Annotated in this window: 18 protein-coding genes; 15 read left to right on the top strand and 3 right to left on the bottom strand. The window is 72.2% G+C overall.

What is annotated here, in order from left to right; all coding sequences use genetic code 11:
• Positions 1 to 84: 84 nt before the first annotated feature.
• Entirely contained in the window at positions 85 to 1,041 is a 957-nt protein-coding gene (locus ACW9J6_RS32155; RefSeq protein ID WP_457120393.1) for a LysR family transcriptional regulator, read from the bottom strand.
• 194 nt (positions 1,042 to 1,235) lie between these two features.
• On the opposite strand from ACW9J6_RS32155, the gene ACW9J6_RS32150 reads away from it, so the two are divergent.
• The 6 genes from ACW9J6_RS32150 (at position 1,236) to ACW9J6_RS32125 (ending at position 7,010) form a co-directional block, all read left to right on the top strand.
• Positions 1,236 to 2,234, top strand: coding sequence for a fructose-bisphosphatase (locus ACW9J6_RS32150; RefSeq protein ID WP_457120392.1), 999 nt, complete (start codon positions 1,236 to 1,238; stop codon positions 2,232 to 2,234).
• Positions 2,235 to 2,324: 90 nt separating this feature from the next.
• Entirely contained in the window at positions 2,325 to 3,185 is an 861-nt protein-coding gene (locus ACW9J6_RS32145) for a phosphoribulokinase (RefSeq protein WP_457120391.1), read from the top strand.
• 31 nt (positions 3,186 to 3,216) lie between these two features.
• Positions 3,217 to 4,026 carry a helix-turn-helix domain-containing protein gene (locus ACW9J6_RS32140; RefSeq protein WP_457120390.1) on the top strand — a complete coding sequence of 270 codons (810 nt, stop codon included), beginning with the start codon at positions 3,217 to 3,219 and terminating at the stop codon, positions 4,024 to 4,026.
• Positions 4,027 to 4,102: 76 nt separating this feature from the next.
• Positions 4,103 to 4,912, top strand: a complete 810-nt coding sequence (locus tag ACW9J6_RS32135; protein ID WP_457120389.1) for a methyltransferase domain-containing protein — start codon at positions 4,103 to 4,105, stop codon at positions 4,910 to 4,912.
• Positions 4,913 to 5,006: 94 nt separating this feature from the next.
• Positions 5,007 to 5,777: an HAD-IA family hydrolase gene (locus ACW9J6_RS32130; protein WP_457120407.1), complete on the top strand. Its 771-nt coding sequence runs from the start codon at positions 5,007 to 5,009 to the stop codon at positions 5,775 to 5,777.
• 54 nt (positions 5,778 to 5,831) lie between these two features.
• The gene (locus ACW9J6_RS32125) at positions 5,832 to 7,010 is read left to right on the top strand and encodes a sensor histidine kinase (RefSeq protein ID WP_457120388.1); all 1,179 of its coding nucleotides are present in this window, start codon (positions 5,832 to 5,834) and stop codon (positions 7,008 to 7,010) included.
• A 64-nt stretch (positions 7,011 to 7,074) separates the two neighbouring features.
• On the opposite strand, the gene ACW9J6_RS32120 is transcribed toward ACW9J6_RS32125, so the two are convergent.
• Positions 7,075 to 7,326 (bottom strand): hypothetical protein, encoded by a 252-nt coding sequence (locus tag ACW9J6_RS32120; RefSeq protein WP_457120387.1) that lies wholly within the window; start codon positions 7,324 to 7,326, stop codon positions 7,075 to 7,077.
• Positions 7,327 to 7,566: 240 nt separating this feature from the next.
• Between ACW9J6_RS32120 and ACW9J6_RS32115 the strand changes: the two genes are divergently transcribed.
• The gene (locus ACW9J6_RS32115; protein WP_457120386.1) at positions 7,567 to 8,787 is read left to right on the top strand and encodes an NAD(P)/FAD-dependent oxidoreductase; all 1,221 of its coding nucleotides are present in this window, start codon (positions 7,567 to 7,569) and stop codon (positions 8,785 to 8,787) included.
• A 15-nt stretch (positions 8,788 to 8,802) separates the two neighbouring features.
• Here ACW9J6_RS32115 and ACW9J6_RS32110 read toward each other — a convergent pair whose 3' ends face one another.
• Positions 8,803 to 9,102, bottom strand: coding sequence for a helix-turn-helix domain-containing protein (locus ACW9J6_RS32110; RefSeq protein ID WP_457120385.1), 300 nt, complete (start codon positions 9,100 to 9,102; stop codon positions 8,803 to 8,805).
• A gap of 283 nt (positions 9,103 to 9,385) precedes the next feature.
• Here ACW9J6_RS32110 and ACW9J6_RS32105 point away from each other — a divergent pair, with 283 nt between their 5' ends.
• From ACW9J6_RS32105 to ACW9J6_RS32070, 8 genes are all read left to right on the top strand, one after another.
• Entirely contained in the window at positions 9,386 to 9,859 is a 474-nt protein-coding gene (locus ACW9J6_RS32105; RefSeq protein WP_457120384.1) for an META domain-containing protein, read from the top strand.
• A 164-nt stretch (positions 9,860 to 10,023) separates the two neighbouring features.
• Complete coding sequence (locus ACW9J6_RS32100; protein ID WP_457120383.1) at positions 10,024 to 11,160, top strand: ABC transporter substrate-binding protein; 1,137 nt, start codon at positions 10,024 to 10,026, stop codon at positions 11,158 to 11,160.
• 497 nt (positions 11,161 to 11,657) lie between these two features.
• Positions 11,658 to 12,539: a branched-chain amino acid ABC transporter permease gene (locus ACW9J6_RS32095; RefSeq protein WP_457120382.1), complete on the top strand. Its 882-nt coding sequence runs from the start codon at positions 11,658 to 11,660 to the stop codon at positions 12,537 to 12,539.
• 5 nt (positions 12,540 to 12,544) lie between these two features.
• On the top strand, positions 12,545 to 13,390 hold the full coding sequence (locus ACW9J6_RS32090; protein ID WP_457120406.1) for a branched-chain amino acid ABC transporter permease: 846 nt from the start codon (positions 12,545 to 12,547) through the stop codon (positions 13,388 to 13,390).
• On the top strand, positions 13,387 to 14,169 hold the full coding sequence (locus tag ACW9J6_RS32085) for an ABC transporter ATP-binding protein (protein ID WP_457120381.1): 783 nt from the start codon (positions 13,387 to 13,389) through the stop codon (positions 14,167 to 14,169). The genes ACW9J6_RS32090 and ACW9J6_RS32085 overlap by 4 nt, the downstream gene beginning before the upstream one ends.
• Positions 14,166 to 14,882, top strand: a complete 717-nt coding sequence (locus ACW9J6_RS32080) for an ABC transporter ATP-binding protein (protein WP_457120380.1) — start codon at positions 14,166 to 14,168, stop codon at positions 14,880 to 14,882. Before ACW9J6_RS32085 ends, ACW9J6_RS32080 begins: the two co-directional genes overlap by 4 nt.
• Positions 14,883 to 15,156: 274 nt before the next feature.
• Positions 15,157 to 15,354: a hypothetical protein gene (locus ACW9J6_RS32075; protein WP_457120379.1), complete on the top strand. Its 198-nt coding sequence runs from the start codon at positions 15,157 to 15,159 to the stop codon at positions 15,352 to 15,354.
• 273 nt (positions 15,355 to 15,627) lie between these two features.
• On the top strand, positions 15,628 to 16,947 hold the full coding sequence (locus ACW9J6_RS32070) for a TAXI family TRAP transporter solute-binding subunit (RefSeq protein ID WP_457120378.1): 1,320 nt from the start codon (positions 15,628 to 15,630) through the stop codon (positions 16,945 to 16,947).
• Positions 16,948 to 17,448: the final 501 nt, after the last annotated feature.

Raw genomic sequence — 17,448 nt, 5'->3', positions numbered from 1 at the left:
GGCCCCTCTCCCGGCCTTCTTCGCAGGCCACCCTCCCCCGCAGAGGGGGGAGGGTTCTCTCGCGCACCACGAGCAGGCCCGATCTCACGCCGCCACGGTCGCCCCCGCCGGCGCGCCCGGGGGCCGGAGGGGCAGGGTCGGCAGCCAAGCGGCGCCGTCGCGCACCACGTAGTCCCACAATCCCCGCGCGGCCGGGCTCAGCACCTTGTCGGCGCGGCGCACCACGAACCACTCGCGCCGGATCGGCAGCCCCTCCACGTCGAGCAGCACGAGGCGGCGGCTCGCCACCTCGGCCGCCACCGTGTGGCCCGAGATCAGCGCGATGCCGAACCCCGCCATCACCGTCTGCTTGATCGTCTCGTTCGAGCCGCTGTCGATCCCGAGCCGGGCCCGCTTGATCATCAGGCCGGCCATGAACTCCTCGAACACCGTCCGGGTCCCCGACCCGTATTCCCGCACCAGGAACGGCTCCTCGGCCAGTTCCGCGCGGCTGATCCCCACCCGCCCGGCGAAGCGGTGGCCGGGTGCCGCGATCACCACGAGCGGATGCGCGCCGAAGGATTGCGCCGAGATCGGAAAATCCCGCGGCGGCCGGCCCATGATCGCGAGGTCGATCTTGTAGTCGCGCAGGGATTCGAGCGTCGCCCCGCGATTGCCGACCACGAGGTCGATCTCGATCGCCGGGTGCTGGTGCACGAACCCGCCGATGATCTGCGGCGCGAAGTACTTCGCCGTGGAGACCACACCCACCGACACCCGCCCGCCGCTGCCGCCGCGCAGCGCCTTCAGGCGCTCCGTGCAGGTCTCCAGCACCGTGCTGATGCTGTCGATCGCCCACAGCATCTCGCGGCCCGCATCCGTGGGCTTGAGCCCGGCGCTGGTGCGGTCGAACAGCAGCAGTCCCGCCTCGTCTTCCAGGGCCTTGATCCGCGCCGTGAGCGCCGCCGGCGTGACGTTCAGTTCCTGCGCCGCCCGGGTCATCGTCCCGAGCCGCGCGATCGCCGCGACGGCCTGGAGCTGCTTGAGGGAGAGGTTCCGCATCGCGTCCTGCCACGTCGTCCCATGCTCAGTTTTTCTGAACGCCCTGGCAAGATTTCCAGATTTGCCCATTGGGAGGGGGCGGCGCATAGTTGACCGACACGTGACCTCTCGGTGCCGGGGACTGCAGCCCCGCGCCGGGCCACCGGGCCGAGCCCGGATGCGCGACGGGTCGCCCGTGCACGGAAGGGACGACGATGGGGCTCGGGTCTGGTCTCGACGCCTGCCTCGCGCGCGAGGTGGCGGGCGGGGATCGGCCGATCTCGGCGGTGCTGGCGGCGATCGCCGGGGCGGCGGCCGAGACCGGCACCCGGCTACGCGAGGTCGCCGACGAGACCGACACCGAGGCGCTGGAGCGCGATGTCGCCGCGCGGTTCGCGGCGGCCCTGCGCGGGACGCCCACCGGCCTCCTCGCGGTGCCGAGGTGCGAGCATCCCGAGGCGATCGACCCGGCCGGCCCGCTGGCGGTCGCCCTCACGCCCCTGGAAGGGCTCGACAACCTGCCCGGCAACCGGCCGGCCGGGACGCTGTTCGCCGTGCGGCCGGCGGGGGATACGGCCTTCGCCGAGCCCGGCCGCGCGCAGATCGCCGCCGGAGCCGTCACCTACGGGCCCCGCACCGACCTCGCCCTGACCTGGCGAGTGGGCGGCGGGGTTTCGCGGGTGCGGGTGTTCACCCTGGACCCGGCCTCGGGGGCGTTCCGGCTCGCGCGCGAGGCCGTGACGATCCCGCCGACCAGCCCCCACTACGCCATCGACGCGGCCCAGGCCCGGTTCTGGGAGGCCCCGATCCGCGCCTTCGTGGACGATTGCCTGCGCGGCAGCGAGGGGCCGCGCGGCCAGGACTTCGCCATGGCCTGGTGCGCCTCCCTGGCCGCCGGGACCCACCGGGTGCTGGCGCGGGGCGGCGTCCATCTCCTCCCCGCCGAGGCCCGGCGCGGCCGCGCCAACGGCCGGACCCGGCTCGTCCACGAGGCGGCGCCCGTGGCGCTGCTGATCGAGGCGGCGGGCGGGGCCGCCACGGACGGGAGCGGCGCGCCGATCCTCGACCTGCCGGCCCTCGACCTGCAGCAGCGCACGCCCCTCGTGTTCGGCTCCACCGAGGAGGTGACCTGCGTCGGCAAGTACCACGACGGCCGCCGCCACACCGGCGCCCGCTCGCCGCTCTTCGGGCAGCGGGGTCTGCTGCGGGCCTGATTCCCCCTTCGCCTTATGGGCGGTCGCGTTTTGTCGGCCGAGGCGGCATTGAAGGGGCGGGGAACGCCAGAACGGGACCGGCCGCGCCACATGTCCGCCCTCCACCCGATCATCTCGGTGACCGGCTCCTCGGGCGCCGGCACCACCTCCGTGCGCAACACCTTCGAGCAGATCTTCCGGCGCGAGAGCGTCACGGCGGTCTATATCGAGGGCGACGCCTTCCACTCCATGGACCGCGCCACCATGCGCAAGGCGATGGCGGCGGAGCCGACGCTCAGCCATTTCGGCGAGCGGGCGAACCTCCTGCCCGAACTGGAGGCCGTGTTTCGCAGCTACGCCGAGACCGGCCGCGGCCGCAGCCGCCACTACATCCACGACCGCAGCGATTCCGAGCGCTGGGGCGGCGCGCCCGGCACCTTCTCGGCCTGGGAGGCGTTCGAGGAGGATTCCGACCTCCTCTTCTACGAGGGCCTCCACGGCGCCGTGCACAACGAGCGCATCAACATCGCGCAATACGCCGACCTCAAGATCGGCGTGGTGCCGGTGATCAACCTCGAATGGATCCAGAAGCTGCACCGGGACCGGGCCACGCGGGGCTATTCCACCGAGGCCGTGACCGACGTGATCCTGCGCCGGATGCCCGACTACGTGAACGTGATCTGCCCGCAATTCACCAACACGGACATCAACTTCCAGCGCATCCCGACGGTCGACACCTCGAACCCGTTCATCGCCCGCTGGATCCCGACGGCCGACGAATCCATGGTGGTGATCCGCTTCCGCGACCCGAAGGGGATCGACTTCCCCTACCTGATCTCGATGATCGCCGGCAGCTTCATGTCGCGGGCGAATTCCGTGGTGATCCCGGGCGGCAAGCTCGACCTCGCGATGCAGCTGATCCTGACGCCGATGATCCTGCAGCTCGTGGAGCGACGGCGGCGCCTGCTGTGAGGGAGCCGGTCCGAGCCGCGGGGCCACCTCCATGACGAAGCGCCCGCCCGCCCATCAGGCCCGCCCCTACCGGTCCGCCCTCCCGGGCGTCGAGGCCGTGTCGCTCACCTCCGAGCGCCATTTCCCGCGTCACGCGCACGACCATTTCGGGATCGGGGTGATCCGGGCGGGCGGCCACCGGTCGTGGAGCGGCGTCGGCTCCGTCGAGGCCGGACGAGGGGACGTCATCACGGTCAACCCGGGCGAGATGCACGACGGCGCGCCGGCGGACGATCGCGGCCGGAGCTGGACGATGCTCTACCTCGAGCCCAGCGTGGTCGCGTCGATGATGGCCGGCGAGATGCCGGACACCATCGAGATCGCCCGACCGGTGATTTCCGATGCCGCGTTGGCGCGAAGGGTCGCCGGGCTGTTCCGAAGCCTCACGGCGGGCGGAGCGGACACGATCGCCGCCGAGGAGCGGCTGGTCGGCCTCCTCGCCAGCCTCGGCCGCTACGTCGCCCGCGCGGCCGCCGTCACGCCGGCATCGCCCCGGGTCGCCCGCGCCGTCGCCCGCCTCGACGAGGCTCCCGCGGAACCGGTCACCCTGGGCGACCTTGCGGCCCTGGCGGGCGTCAGCCGCTTCCAGCTCCTGCGCGGCTTTTCCCGCGAGGTCGGCACCACGCCCCACGCCTACCTCATCCAGCGCCGCGTGCGGCTCGCGCGCCAGCTCCTCGCGGCGGGGTGCGGCCCCGCCGAGGCGGCCGCGGCGGCGGGGTTCGCCGATCAGAGCCACCTCACTCGCGCCTTCGTGCGCCAGCTCGGCGTGACCCCGGCCCGCTACAGGAGAGCGGTCACCTGAGGGGCCGCGCAATCCCGTTCAAGACGTCCGCGGCCGGGCACGGGAAGCTGCCAGCGTCGCAACGACGGGCAGATCCATGGAACGGCACTACGTACACGGTTACGACAGCAGCGAAGGAACGCGGCTCCTCGACCAAGCGCGGGTCCTCGACGATCTGATCCACGAGGGAATCACCTTTCCCAAAGGCAGTACCGTGCTGGAGGCGGGCTGCGGGGTAGGCGCCCAGACGGTGATCCTGTCCCAGCGTCACCCGGGCATCCGTCTGACCTGCATCGACCGGTCGGAGGCGTCCCTCGCTCAGGCGAGCGCCGCCATGGCATCGGCCGGTCTGAAACAACCCGTCTTCCGTCGCGCCGACCTGCTGCGCGACCTCCCCTTTCGGGACGCAGCCTTCGACCACGTCTTCGTCTGCTTCGTCCTCGAACACTTGGCCGACCCGGTCCGCGCTCTGAGAGAATTGCGCCGCGTCCTGAAGCCGGGGGGCACCATCACCGTGGTGGAGGGCGATCACGATTCCGCGCTCCTTCATCCGGACGACGTGGCGGCGGGCGACGTTGTCCGCTGCCTGATCGACCTGCAGCGCAGCGGGGGCGGCGACGCGCGGATCGGACGGCGCCTGCACCCACTCCTGAGGGAAGCCGGGTACGCGGAGATCCGCGTCGCCCCGCGCCCGGCCTACCACGATGCGAGCCGGCCGGAGGCCGCGGACGCGTTCGTTCGGCAGACCTTCACCGCGATGGTCGCCGGAACCCGGCTGGCCGCGACGCAGGCGGGCCTGATCGACGACGCACGCTTCGCCGCCGGCATCCAGGCACTCCTCCGGACGGCCGACGACGGCGGCACGTTCTGCTACACGTTCTTCAGAGCGTTCGGCCGGAAACCTTGATCCCGGTCCGGCCGGCCGGAGGCAGCGCCCGTTTGCCGGCTCCCCACCACGCGCCCACCGCCCTATCTTGCCAGGGTCACCGGAAGACCCCGTGGTGCTCAAGGCCCTGATCTTCGACGTCGACGGCACGCTGGCCGAGACCGAGCCCATGCATCGGGAGGCGTTCAACCGCGCCTTCGCGCAGTTCGACCTGCCCTTCACCTGGGACGAGGCGCTCTACGGCGACCTCCTCCAGGTCACCGGCGGGCGGGAACGGCTGCTGCACTACCTCGCGACCTACCGGCCAAGCGGCGCGAAGCGGGCCGCGGGGCAGCTGCCGGAGGTCTACGCGGCCAAGACCCGGGCCTACCTCGCCCTTCTGGCCGAGCAGCCGCTGCCGGCACGACCCGGCATCCGGCGCCTGGTCGCGGAAGCCAGGGCGGGGGGGCTGCGCCTCGCCATCGCCACGACGAGCCACGCGGACAACGTCGCGGCCCTCGTCGCCGCGTTGTTCGGCGGCGACACGTTCGACGCCGTGGCAGCCGGCGACGCGGTGGCGCGGAAGAAGCCCTCGCCCGCCATCTACGCCGTTGCCCTCGCGCGCCTGGGCGTCGCGCCCGGCGAGGCGGTGGCTTTCGAGGATTCGACCAACGGCGTGCGCGCTGCGCGGGCGGCGGGCCTCGCCGTCGTGGCGACGCCGAGCCGGTTCCTGCCGGCGGACGACCTGGGAGAGGCCGGCGCGGTGGTGTCGGACCTCGGCGAGCCGGGGCGGCCGCACCGGCGGCTCGCGGGTCCGCCCTGGCCGGACGGCGTGGTGACGCTCGACGCTCTGCGGCACTGGCACGCCCGGCAGCCCGCAGCTTGTCCTCCGGGGAGGATGGCGTAAGACTCAACGCCGGGCGCCCCGCCCGAGTGGGGCGATGCGGGCGGGTTCCTCTCGATGTCGGGTGAGTGGTCGAACCGGGACAGGCCGGAGAACGGGCGCGCGGATCCGTCCTACCGCCCCCGGCAGCAGGCTCTGCTCGGGTCTCTCCCCCGGACGCTGCTTCAGAGCCGCGATATCGACGCCTTCCTGCACCGCGCCGGGGAAGCGGCGGCGGCGGGTCTGGCGTCACCCTTCGCGCATATCCTGGAGTACCGCCCGCACGATCACGATCTGCTGATCCGCGCCGCCTGCGGCTGGCCGCAGGCGTGGGTCGGCACCGCCTGCCCGGCGTCCGACGAGGCCGCACCGGCCGCCCAGGCGTTCCGGACCGGGACCGGCATCCTGGCGAACGGCCTGCCCGGGACGGGGCGCTTCCGGCTGCCCGCTCCCTTCGACACCGGGCAGGTCCGTCACGCCGTGAGCGTGCCGATCCCGGCCGGAGAGGACGGGCGGCGCGCCTACGGCGTGCTGGAGGTCTGCGCCTGCGACGACGACGGCTTCGACCGCACCGACCAGGACTTCCTCACGGGCCTCGCCGCCCTGGTGGCGCTCGCCGTCGAGCGCCACCACGCCGATCACCGCCTGCGCGACGCCCTGGAGCACCAGGCGCTGCTCGCGCGCGAGATGAGCCACCGGGTCAAGAACAGCCTCGGGGTGGTGGCGGGGTTGCTGCGGCTCCAGTCGCGCGACGCCCATTCCGACGAGGTGCGCTACGCCCTGGAGGATGCCGGCGCGCGCATCGCCACCGTGGCGCAGGTCCACGACCACCTCTGGCGCGGCCTCCACGTGGGGACGGTGGAGGTCTCGGGCTTCGTGCGCGAACTCGTCGGCAAGCTGCAGGAGGCGGCGCCCGGCCACCCGCTCCACTGCGAGGCGGACCCGCAGGTGATCGCCGCCGACCAAGCCATCCCGATCGGGCTGATGGTCAACGAACTCGTCACCAACGCCGTGAAATACGCCTATCCGGGCGGCACCGGCCCGGTGCACGTCGCGGTGCGGGTGCGCGAGGACCTGCTGCGGGTCGACGTGTCGGACCAGGGCGTCGGCCTGCCCCCGGGCTTCGACGTGCACGCGCGCCAGCGCAGCCTCGGCATGAAGATCATCAACAACCTCACCCGCCAGCTCGACGGCCGCCTCTCCGCCGAGCCGAACAATCCGGGCGCGCGCTTCATCCTGGAGATGCCCCTGGGCTGATCCACAGCGCCGACGATCCGACCCTCGATCCGGCTCCCGCCGGGTCGTCCGGCGCGGGAGCCGGTCAGGTCTCCCGGTCCTCCCCCTGACCGGAGCGCCACCGCGTCTGCAGGGCGTGGCCGTAACGATCGTTCAGCGCCGCGAGATGCCCGGCGCTCTCCAGGGCGCGGGCGCGGTAGCGGCGGGCCAGGAGCCGGAAATCCGACGCCGCCTCCGCCGTCTCCCGATCGAACAGATGGGCGAGATGAGCATATTCGTTCGCGACCCGCTCCTCCATGGCGATGCTGCGGCCGATCGCATCGATCAGAGAACGCACGACCGCCGCAGATGGATCGTCTTTCATTGTATTGCCTCGAAACACCGCACGAGTGAGCGGGATATTTACGTTCCAACGGACCAATAAAGTCGGGCTTAACGCATATCAATAACCAATGATAAAGAAGGTCGGCCGGCCGGGTCCCGGGCGACCGCGCGGGACAGGCCGGCGGAGTGTCGACCGCGGCTCCGCGCACCACTACACCGTGAGGGCGCGGCGGGACGGCTCTCGGAGGGCGACATGAACGGCATCGTGGTGGTGGGCACCGGCCAGGGCGCGTTCCAGCTCGGCGCCTCCCTGCGCGAGGGCGGCTATCACGGCCCGGTGACGCTCATCGGCGACGAGCCCGGCCTGCCCTACGGCCGCCCGCCCCTGTCCAAGGCCTACCTGGCGGGCAAGACCGACGCGGAGGGCCTGAACCTGCGCCCGTCCGCCTATTTCGCCGAGCACGGCATCGCGGTGCGGTCGGGCGAGCGGGTGGCCGCGGTGGAGCGCGCGGAGCGGCGGGTCCTGCTCGCCTCGGGCGAGCGCCTGGCCTACGATCACCTCGTCCTGGCGACGGGCGCGCGCAACCGGCCCCTGCCCGTGCCAGGTGCGGACCTGCCGGGCGTCTTCCAGCTGCGCACGCGCGCCGATGCCGACGTGCTGAAGGCGGCGGTGGAGCGGGCCTCCCGGGTCGCCGTGGTCGGGGCGGGCTTCATCGGGCTCGAATTCGCCGCCGTCTGCGCCGCGCGCGGCCTCCCGGTGACGGTGATCGAGGGCCTCGACCGGGCGCTGGCCCGGGCGGTGTCGCCCCTGATGGCGGAGGCGGTCGTCGCCGCTCAGGCGGCCGAGGGCGTGCGCTTCCTGTTCGGGGCCGGCGTGGCGCGCCTCCTCGGCGAGGAGCAGGTGAGCGGCCTCGTCACCGCGGCCGGCGAGACGGTCGCGGCCGACCTCGTGCTCGTCGGCATCGGGGTGTTGCCGAACCAGGAACTGGCGGAAGCGGCGGGCCTCCCGACGGGGAACGGCATCCACGTCGACGCGATGCTCGCCACGGAGGATCCGGCGATCTCGGCGATCGGGGATTGCGCGGCCCATCCCTCGCCGCACGCGGAGGGCGCGCGGGTGCGCATCGAATCCGTGCAGAACGCGGTCGACGGGGGGCGATGCGTCGCGGCGCGGCTCACCGGCCGGCCTTCCGCCCACGCCGCCGTGCCCTGGTTCTGGAGCGACCAGGGCAGCCTGAAGCTCCAGATCGCCGGCCTGAGCCGGCCGGACGACGCGGAGGTCCGGCGCGGATCGGCCGGCGACGCCTTCTCGGTGTTCCGCTACCGGGGCGACCGGCTGGTCTGCGTCGAGTCGCTCAACCGGCCGGCGGACCACATGGTCGCCCGCCGGCTGATTCAGGCCGGAGCGAGCCCGACGCCCGCGCAGGCGGCCGATCCCGGCTTCGACCTCAAGCTCATGGCCCGCGGCGGGTGACCTTGGACCGAAGGCTCAGGCGATGCCGCCGTCGTTCTCCGTCGTGAGTTCGCGCGGGTGGATGCCGTCATTCGCCACCTCGCCCCGCAGGCGGGCGCCGGGCTCGCCGGCGGCGCCGAAATCGACCCCCGCTGCCACGAGCGCGCTGCGCAGGGCGTCGCGCTGGCCGCGCGAGGGCGGGTAGGTGCCCGATTCGAAGTTGCGGATGACCCCGGCATCGATGTTCGCGCGCAGCGCGAGGTCCGTCTCGGACCATCCGAGCAGGCCCCGCGCCTGCCGCACCTGTCCCCCGGTGATGTCGATCCCGCCGGCCACGTCGATCCCCTCTCCGTCGCGTCCCGGGGCCCCGCCGCCGCCGGGCTCCTGATCTGGGCTAACGATCCGGCGCCGCGATTGTTGCGATAAGGCCAAGCTTTGTCAGGAGGGCCGAACGTACAGCCAAGCTCGCTGCAAATCTGCAACAGTCTTCCGCCGAGATCGTCTTAGCAGCCTCGCGCGCGAATGCGGTGAGGCCGGAAGGGTTGCACGGGCACCTTGGCCTCACTAGAGTCCGCGCCCACAGAACACCTCGATGGGGCAACCAATGATGGCGATGCGGATGGCGGCTGCGGCCGGTGCCGTCGCGCTCGTGGCGTTTGCCACTCCGGCGTCGGCGCAGGCGATGCTCGGATACGGCCAGAAGAACCGCGACAAGGCGGAGCAGAAGCAGTACATCCCGCCCTCAAAGGCGCAGGAGAAGATCTTCCCGCTCGACTCCACCTGGACCGCGGTGAGCCTGAACGGCAAGCCGTTCTCGGGCGGCGACCGGCCGAGCTTCATCATCGACAAGCAGTACCGTGCGCGCGGCTTCGGCGGCTGCAACACCTTCGCGGCGACCGCCTTCCCGCTGAAGGAGCAGCACCTCGCGGTGGGCCCGCTCGCGATCACGAAGAAGCCCTGCGACAAGACCGTGGCGTCGGCCGAGACGCAGTTCTTCACCGCCTTCCGCACCTCGGGGCAGTGGGACATCGTCGGGTCGCAGCTCGTGATCAAGTCGCAGGCCGGAGAGCTGCGCTTCGACCGGGCGCTCTGACCGGGCACCGGGCCGGGCCGCTTCGCGTTTCCGCGCGGATCGGGCCTCTTCGGTGCCGGACGGCGATTGTCCGGCGCCCGCACCTGCTCTAAGGCAACGCCCATTGCCAAGAAGACCGGCGTCCACTCGCGGTGGCGGGGCCGGGGCTGCGATGGGAGGTGCGGATGCGGTCGCTGTGGAAGGGGTTGATGGCGGCGGCACTGGTGGCCGGCGCGGTCACGAGTGCCGGCGCGCAGGACAAGACACCCGTCAAGGTCGGGGCGATCGAGATCCTGACCGGACCCAACAGCCGCTACGGCATTGCCATCCAGCGCGGGTTCGACCTCGCCCTCGCGGAGATCAACCGCCGGGGCGGCGTGCTGGGCGGACGGCCGCTCGCGATCGCCTACGAGGATTCGGCCGGCGCCAAGGAGCAGGCGCTCAACGCCGCCCGCAAGCTGATCGGCCGCGACAAGGTCCCGCTGATCCTCGGCCCCACCCTGTCGAACGAGATGTTCGCGGCGGGCCCGGTGGCCAACGAGCGCAAGGTCCCGATCGTCGGCACCTCGACGACGGCAAACGGCATCACGGCGATCGGCCCCTACGTGTTCCGCACCTCCCTGCCGGAATCGGACGTGATCCCGGTCACGCTGCGGACCGCCAAGGAGAAGTTCGGCATCAAGCGCGTCGCCGTCATGTACGGCAATGACGACGCCTTCACGAAGTCGGCCTACGACGTGATGAAGGCCGGCCTCGAGAAGCTCGGCATCGAGACGCTGACGACCGAGACCTTCGGCGCCAAGGACACCGACTTCTCGGCGCAGCTCACCAAGATCAAGGGCCTGAACCCGGACGCGATCGTGCTCTCGGCGCTGGTCGAGGCGGCCTCCGGCATCGCGCTGCAGGCCCGGCAGCTCGGCATCGACCCGAAGGTGTTCTTCATCGGCGGCAACGGCCTGAACTCGCCCAAGCTCGGCGACATCGCCGGCACGGCGGCGGACGGCACCATCGTCGGCAGCCCCTGGTTCGTGGGCAAGAAGGACCCGGCGAACCAGGCCTTCGTCGAGGCCTTTCGCGCCAAGTACGGCGGCGACAGCCCCGACCAGTTCTCGGCCCAGGCCTACGACACGCTGTTCATCGTCGCCAAGGCCCTCGACGCGGCCGGCGCCCCCGAGCCCGAGAAGATCAAGGACGCGCTGATCAAGGTGAAGTACGAGGGCGTGATGGGACCCTTCTCCTTCTCGGAGAGCCGCGATCCGGCCGATACGTCGGGCGTGGTGGTGCTCACCATGAAGGGCGGCAAGTTCCAGCTCCTGGAGTGACGCGGGGTCGGATCGCGCGGCGCCCGCACGCCATCGGCCGTGCGGGCGAGGGTCAGGCGACCTCGCTCGGGCGACAGCGAGAGGCGTGGCGCTGTTCCCCCTCTCCCGAGGGGGCGAGCGTGTTCACACCTCGCCTATCGGCATGAAAACGCCCTTCTTTCGTAGTCGCTTGAACGGAACCAAGGAGACCCGCGGGATCCCCTCTCCCGTGCGGGAGAGGGGTAGGGGTGAGGGTCCCGGACCGTGCCGTCATCAAGCGAAGACGGTCGTGCTGGCAGCGGGACACGTCAGAATACTTCCTGAGCCACCTGCACCCTCACCCCTGCCCCTCTCCCGCACGAGAGAGGGGTTCCCCGCGCCACACCCGGGAACCTCGTATGTCGACTTAAGTATCTGCCCTGTTTGTATTTTTCGCGTTCTGTGAGTCCGCTAGCCCACGCGGGAGAGGGGATCCCGCGCCATCCCTCCGCCGCCCGCAACCGTGAAACACCCGCCCCATGCTTGAGCAGCAGCTCTTCAACGGTATCGTCCTCGGGGCGACCTACGCGCTCTTCGCCCTCGGCTTCACGCTGATGTTCGGGGTGATGGGCGTGATCAATCTCACCTACGGGGTCTACTTCGCCGTGGGCGCCTTCGCGGCCCTGTGGTCGACCCAGGCGCTGGGCCTCGGCATCGCCGCCGCCCTCCCGGCCGGGGCGCTGATCGCGGGCCTCATCGCCGTCGCCGTCGACACGCTGCTCCTCACCCGCCTGCGCCGCGCCAAGGCGCCGGAACTCGCCTCCCTGATGGTGACGCTCGGCGCGACGCTGTTCCTCTATGCCGGCATGGCCGCGTGGCTCGGCACCGAGATCCGGCGCTTCCCCGCCACCGTGTTCGACGGCGGCGCCTACAGCCTCGGCAGCGTGCGCGTGGGGGCGACCCAGCTCCTGATCGTCGCCGCCGCCCTAATCCTGGTCGCCGGCCTGATGGCGCTGGTGCGCGGCTCGCGGGTCGGGCTCGCCATCCGGGCGGTCGCCGAGAATCCCGAGGCCGCCGCCCTGATGGGCATCGACGGCGGGCTGATGGTGCGGATCGTCTCCTTCCTGTCGGGGGCGATCGGCGGCGCCGCGGGCGTGCTCGTGGGCCTCAACTTCAACGCCATCCAGCCCTTCATGGGCGAGAACATGATGCTGCGCGGCTTCGCGGTGATCATCGTGGGCGGGCTCGGGGACCTGCGCGGCGCGCTCCTCGCCGGGCTGCTGCTCGGATTCGCGGAGGTGCTCACCGCCGCCTATCTCTCCTCCACCTTCAAGGACCTCACGGCCTTCGCGCTCCTCGTCGCCACCCTGTGGTTCCGGCCGATGGGCCTGTTCGGCCGCGCGGCCGCCAAGCGCGCGTGACCGCCATGTGGGAGGCCCTCGACGATCTCTACTGGACCTACCAGAGCCTGATCCACGCCGTGGGCGTGAATGGCATCCTGGCCCTGTCCATCTACGTGGTGCTGGCGGTGGGCCAGCTCTCGCTCGGCCAGGCCGCCTTCATGGGGGTGGGCGCCTATACGGGGGCGCTGCTCACCGTGAAGGCGGGCGCGCCCTTCGGGGTGGCGATGGCCGGCGCCGCCCTGGTCCCGGCCCTGATCGCGCTCGTGGTCGGGGGGCCGACCCTGCGGCTCACCGGCGTCTACCTCGCCATCGCGACGATCGGGCTCGGGGAGATCACCCGCATCGTGTTCCTGAACTGGGACTACGCGGGCGGGGCGCTCGGCCTCTCGAACATCCCCGAGACGGGCGGCATCGGGGCGATCTACGGCACGCTGGCGGTGACGCTGCTGGCGCTGATCCTCGTCGCCCGGTCTCGGATCGGGCGGGCCATGGAGGCGATGCGCGAGGACGAAGCCGCGGCCGGCGTGATGGGCGTGAACCTGCCGCGCTACCGCATGACCGCTCTGGTGGTGTCCTCGGCGCTGGCGGGCCTCGCGGGCTGCCTGTCCGCCCACGTCTCCTCCTTCATCGGACCGAACGAGTACGGGTTCGAGACCGCGGTGACGATCCTCAGCTACGCGCTCCTCGGGGGCATCGGCTCGCCGGTGGCGCCGGTGCTGGGCGCCGCGATCCTCACCCTGCTGCCGGAGGTGCTGCGCCCGCTCGCGGATTTCCGCCTGATGGTGAACGGGCTGATCATCGTGCTGGCGGTCCTGTTCATGCCGCGGGGCATCCTGCCCTGGCGTATCGCCCGGACGGGGGCCCGATGAGCGATCCCCTCCTCGCCGCCGAGGGCCTGACCCGGCGCTTCCAGGGCCTGGTCGCGGTCGATTCCGTCGACGTCGCGGTGCGGGCCGGGACGGTGCACGGGCTGATCGGCCCGAACGGGGCCGGCAAGACCACCCTGTTCAACCTGCTCTCGGGCGTGCTCGCCCCCACCTCCGGGCACATCCGCCTCGGCGGCACGCCGCTCGACGGGCTGCCGCCCTACCGGCGCACGGCGCTCGGCCTCGCCCGCACCTTCCAGAACATCCGCATCTTCTCGGAGATGACGGTGCTGGAGAACGTGATGACGGGCATGCACGCACGGCTGACGGCCGGGCTCGGCATCCTGTGGCGCAGCCCCGGCTTCCGGGCGGAGGAGCGCGCCGCCAAGGCCCGCGCCCGCGACTTCCTGGCCTTCGTGGGCCTCGCCGAGGCGGCCGAGCGCCGGGCCGGCAGCCTCGCCTATGGCGACCAGCGGCGCCTGGAGATCGCCCGGGCGCTCGCCAGCGAGCCGCGCCTCCTCCTCCTCGACGAGCCCGCCGCCGGCATGAACCCGGCCGAGACCCACGCGCTCCTCGACCTGCTGCGGCGCCTGCGCGACGCGCTCGGCCTCACCCTGCTCCTCGTCGAGCACGACATGCCCCTCGTCATGAGCCTGTGCGACCGCCTCACCGTGCTGAATTTCGGCCGCCGCATCGCCGACGGCACTCCGGCCGAGGTCCGCGCCCATCCGGCGGTGATCGAGGCCTATCTCGGCACCAAGGCCGCGGAGACCGCGCCGTGACCGTGCTTCTCGGCGTGCAGGGCCTGCGCCTCGGCTATGGGCGGGCGGATGTCGTCCACGGGATCGACCTCACGGTCGGCGAGGGGCGGATCGTGTCGCTGATCGGCTCGAACGGAGCCGGCAAGACCACGATCCTGCGCGGCCTGTCCGGCCTCACCAAGCCGCGGGCCGGAGCGATCCGCTGGGGCGCGGACGGGACCGACATCGCGGGCGAGCCCGCCTACCGCATCGCGCGGCGGGGCATCGTGCAGGTGCCCGAGGGCCGCCAGGTCTTCGCCAACATGACCGTGGCCGAGAACCTGCGGCTCGGCGGCTACCGGGTCGACCGGGCGGAGGCGGCGCGGCGGCAGGAGGCGGTGGTGGCCCGCTTCCCGCGTCTCGGCGAGCGCCTCACCCAGCAGGCGGGCTACCTCTCGGGGGGCGAGCAGCAGATGCTCGCCATGGGCCGCGCCCTGATGGCGGACCCGAAGCTCCTCCTCCTCGACGAGCCCTCAATGGGCCTCGCCCCCCTGATCGTGGAGGAGATCTTCGCGATCATCGCGGCGCTCCGCGCGGAGGGGCGCACGATCCTGCTCGTCGAGCAGAATGCCGGCGCGGCGCTCGCCATCGCGGACGACGCCTATGTGCTGGAGACCGGCCGGATCCGTCTCCAGGGACCCGCCGCCGCCATCGCCCGCGATCCAGCCGTCACGGCGGCCTATCTGGGACTCTGATCCTGCGCATCGCCGTCTTCCGCTGCGGTGCGGGAGGCCGTGCACAGACTTTGTCGCCGGCCGGACGAAGACGGGCGGCGCGAAGCCGCGCCTGATCGACGTCGATCGCCGCACAGATCTCGAATCGGCACGATCGGCAAGGCCGCATTTACGACGTCTCGAATGCGACGGATCGGATTCACCCCCTCTTCATCGGCGCGGCGTCTGATGGGTGCATCAGAAACGCGGATCCGCGGCGGCCGCCGGGCGGCCCCACGCGGACGGGGATGGCATCATGCGACAGGGTCGGACGCCGGGAGCGGCGGTGCGCGGTGACGCGCCGCCGCTCCTCGGGACGCGGGCATCCGGGCACCAGCGCTACGCGGCCGCGCCGGCCTTCGACCGGGCGGCCCTGATCGCGGCCTCGCTCGGGCCGCTCCTGGGCGCCGGCCTGCTGGCGCTGATCGCTTTGGTCGCGCGCACGGCCTTATGAGGACGCAGCGGAACCTCGCGCTGCACGCCTGATCGCGCCTGAGGCCCTCATCCCGAAGGCATGAAGCGAGGAAGGCCTGCTTCACGCCACGCGTTCCCCTTGTCCGGACGACCGCAGCGACAGCGGGATGCGACCCGGGAAAGGAGGCGTCCGATGCAAACCCGCCAGCCATCTGACGGCCCCGCGCGCCCGGGTTCCATCCAGGCGGCCGATCCGATGTCGCACAACCCTGCCGCTTGTCAGAGGGGGGACCGCGCCGCACCTTGATCGGTGATGATGCGTCGTCACATCCCGATCGCGGTCGCCGCGCTGCTCGCCCTGCTGGCGGCGGGCCTGCTGGCCTACCAGTGGATGGGGCAGGCCACGACGCTGCGCGTCGCGGTCGGTCCCGCGGGCAGCGAGAATGCCCGGATGATTGCGGCCCTGGCCCAATCCCTCGCCCGCGGCCACGAGGATGTGCGGCTGCGCATCGTCCCGACCGGCGGTGTCGCCGAGAGCGCGGCGGTCGCGGAGCGCGGCAAGGCCGACCTCGCGGTAGTGCGCTCCGACGTCGGCATCCCGGCCACGACCCAGACCGTCGCGATCCTGCACCGGGACGCGGCGCTGCTGATCACCACGGAGGGCGGTCCCGCGGACGTGGCGGGTCTCAAGGACCGGCGCGTCGGGGTGGTGCGTCAGCAGACCGGCAACGCCAAGCTCCTCGACGCGATCCTCCAGCATCACGACCTCGCCCCGGGCAGCATCACCCCGGTGCTCCTCGACCGCGCGGAGGAGGTCGGGCCCGCCCTCCGCGAGGGCCGCATCGACGTCGCCTTCCTGGTGGCGCCGCTCGTCGGACCGACGACGAACGCGGCGGTGACGGGCATGGTGCGGGCGGGCCTGCGTCCGGCCTTCATCCCGGTCGGGGACGCGGCCGCGATGGCCCGGCGCTCGTCGGCCTTCGAGTCCGTCGAGGTCGGGCGCGGCACCTTCGGGGGCACGCCGCCCCGCCCCGCCGACGCCTTCACGACGCTCGGCGTCACCCACCGCCTCGTCGCCCAGGCCACGCTCGCGGATGCCACCGTCTCGGAACTGGCGCGCCTCCTCTTCGTGACCCGGCCGGCGGTGGTCGGCGAAGTGCCGCTCGCCAACCAGATCGAGGCGCCGGACACCGCCAAGGGCCAGATGCTGCCCCTTCATCCGGGCGCCGAGGCCTATTACGACGGGGAGGTGGAGAGCTTCTTCGAGCGCTACGGCGACTGGTTCTACCTCATCGTGATGGCGCTCTCGATCCTCGGCTCGGTGGGCGCGACGCTGGTGTCGCGGGCGGCGGACCGCTCGCGCGCCCGGGACATGGAGCTCCTGCGCGAACTCCTCGCGATCGTGCGGGCGGCGCGGGACGTGGAGGACGAGGAAGCCCTGGCGGCCCTGGAGCACGAGGCCGACGAGATCCTGGCCGCGGCCCTGGCGCGGGCGGGAACGGGCGCCATCGACAATGCGGGCGTCGCCGCCTTCACGCTCGGCCTCGACCAGGCCCGCCGGGCCATCGCCGAACGGCGGGCGGTGCTGCGCAGCGCCCCGGCGCCGGACGCGGCGGGCTGGGCGGCGGAGTAGGGGGCGGGGCTGGGAGAACGGGCCTCCTCGCCAGGGATCGATGCAATCCTGGCCGCCGTGAGAGGGCGACGCCGAAGCCGCGAGCGCAGAGCCGTGATCCGCGAGTTTCAATCCGCGCCCCCGTGAGGGGGCGACCGGGGCGGACAAGGAGCGCGCCGTCGCGCTCACGCAGGTTTCAATCCGCGCCCCCGTGAGGGGGCGACGGCACCACCGTAACCCACGGATCCCGCGAGCAAAACAGAGCCGTTCGCGCGAACCCCACGTTTCGCTGGGCCGATCGGATCGATCCGAAACGAGGTCCGCCGAAATTCGCAAGCCTCGCAAGGCGCTGCGGCTGCGCGAACCTCCGAGGCAGCGCCCGGACGCTTCAGGTTCGCGCATCGCCACGCCCCACCGCGCCGGAACTCCCCTCCCCGGCCGGACCGCGCCGCGGACGGGGCAACGCGCCAGCCGCCTATTGCGGTCGGGCGGCGCATCTTATATTGCGACGCAACAGCATGC

The sequence above is a fragment of the Methylobacterium sp. JK268 genome (genome assembly GCF_054052225.1).
This window is presented reverse-complemented; position numbering and strand designations above follow the sequence as displayed.

Bases quoted from the DNA above. Each gene is read 5' to 3' on its own strand.
- ACW9J6_RS32155 (WP_457120393.1), bottom strand. From the start codon at position 1,041: ATGCGGAACCTCTCCCTCAAGCAGCTCCAGGCCGTCGCGGCGATCGCG.
- ACW9J6_RS32150 (WP_457120392.1), top strand. From the start codon at position 1,236: ATGGGGCTCGGGTCTGGTCTCGACGCCTGCCTCGCGCGCGAGGTGGCG.
- ACW9J6_RS32145 (WP_457120391.1), top strand. From the start codon at position 2,325: ATGTCCGCCCTCCACCCGATCATCTCGGTGACCGGCTCCTCGGGCGCC.
- ACW9J6_RS32140 (WP_457120390.1), top strand. From the start codon at position 3,217: ATGACGAAGCGCCCGCCCGCCCATCAGGCCCGCCCCTACCGGTCCGCC.
- ACW9J6_RS32135 (WP_457120389.1), top strand. From the start codon at position 4,103: ATGGAACGGCACTACGTACACGGTTACGACAGCAGCGAAGGAACGCGG.
- ACW9J6_RS32125 (WP_457120388.1), top strand. From the start codon at position 5,832: ATGTCGGGTGAGTGGTCGAACCGGGACAGGCCGGAGAACGGGCGCGCG.
- ACW9J6_RS32115 (WP_457120386.1), top strand. From the start codon at position 7,567: ATGAACGGCATCGTGGTGGTGGGCACCGGCCAGGGCGCGTTCCAGCTC.
- ACW9J6_RS32105 (WP_457120384.1), top strand. From the start codon at position 9,386: ATGGCGGCTGCGGCCGGTGCCGTCGCGCTCGTGGCGTTTGCCACTCCG.
- ACW9J6_RS32100 (WP_457120383.1), top strand. From the start codon at position 10,024: ATGCGGTCGCTGTGGAAGGGGTTGATGGCGGCGGCACTGGTGGCCGGC.
- ACW9J6_RS32095 (WP_457120382.1), top strand. From the start codon at position 11,658: ATGCTTGAGCAGCAGCTCTTCAACGGTATCGTCCTCGGGGCGACCTAC.
- ACW9J6_RS32090 (WP_457120406.1), top strand. From the start codon at position 12,545: ATGTGGGAGGCCCTCGACGATCTCTACTGGACCTACCAGAGCCTGATC.
- ACW9J6_RS32085 (WP_457120381.1), top strand. From the start codon at position 13,387: ATGAGCGATCCCCTCCTCGCCGCCGAGGGCCTGACCCGGCGCTTCCAG.
- ACW9J6_RS32075 (WP_457120379.1), top strand. From the start codon at position 15,157: ATGCGACAGGGTCGGACGCCGGGAGCGGCGGTGCGCGGTGACGCGCCG.
- ACW9J6_RS32070 (WP_457120378.1), top strand. From the start codon at position 15,628: ATGATGCGTCGTCACATCCCGATCGCGGTCGCCGCGCTGCTCGCCCTG.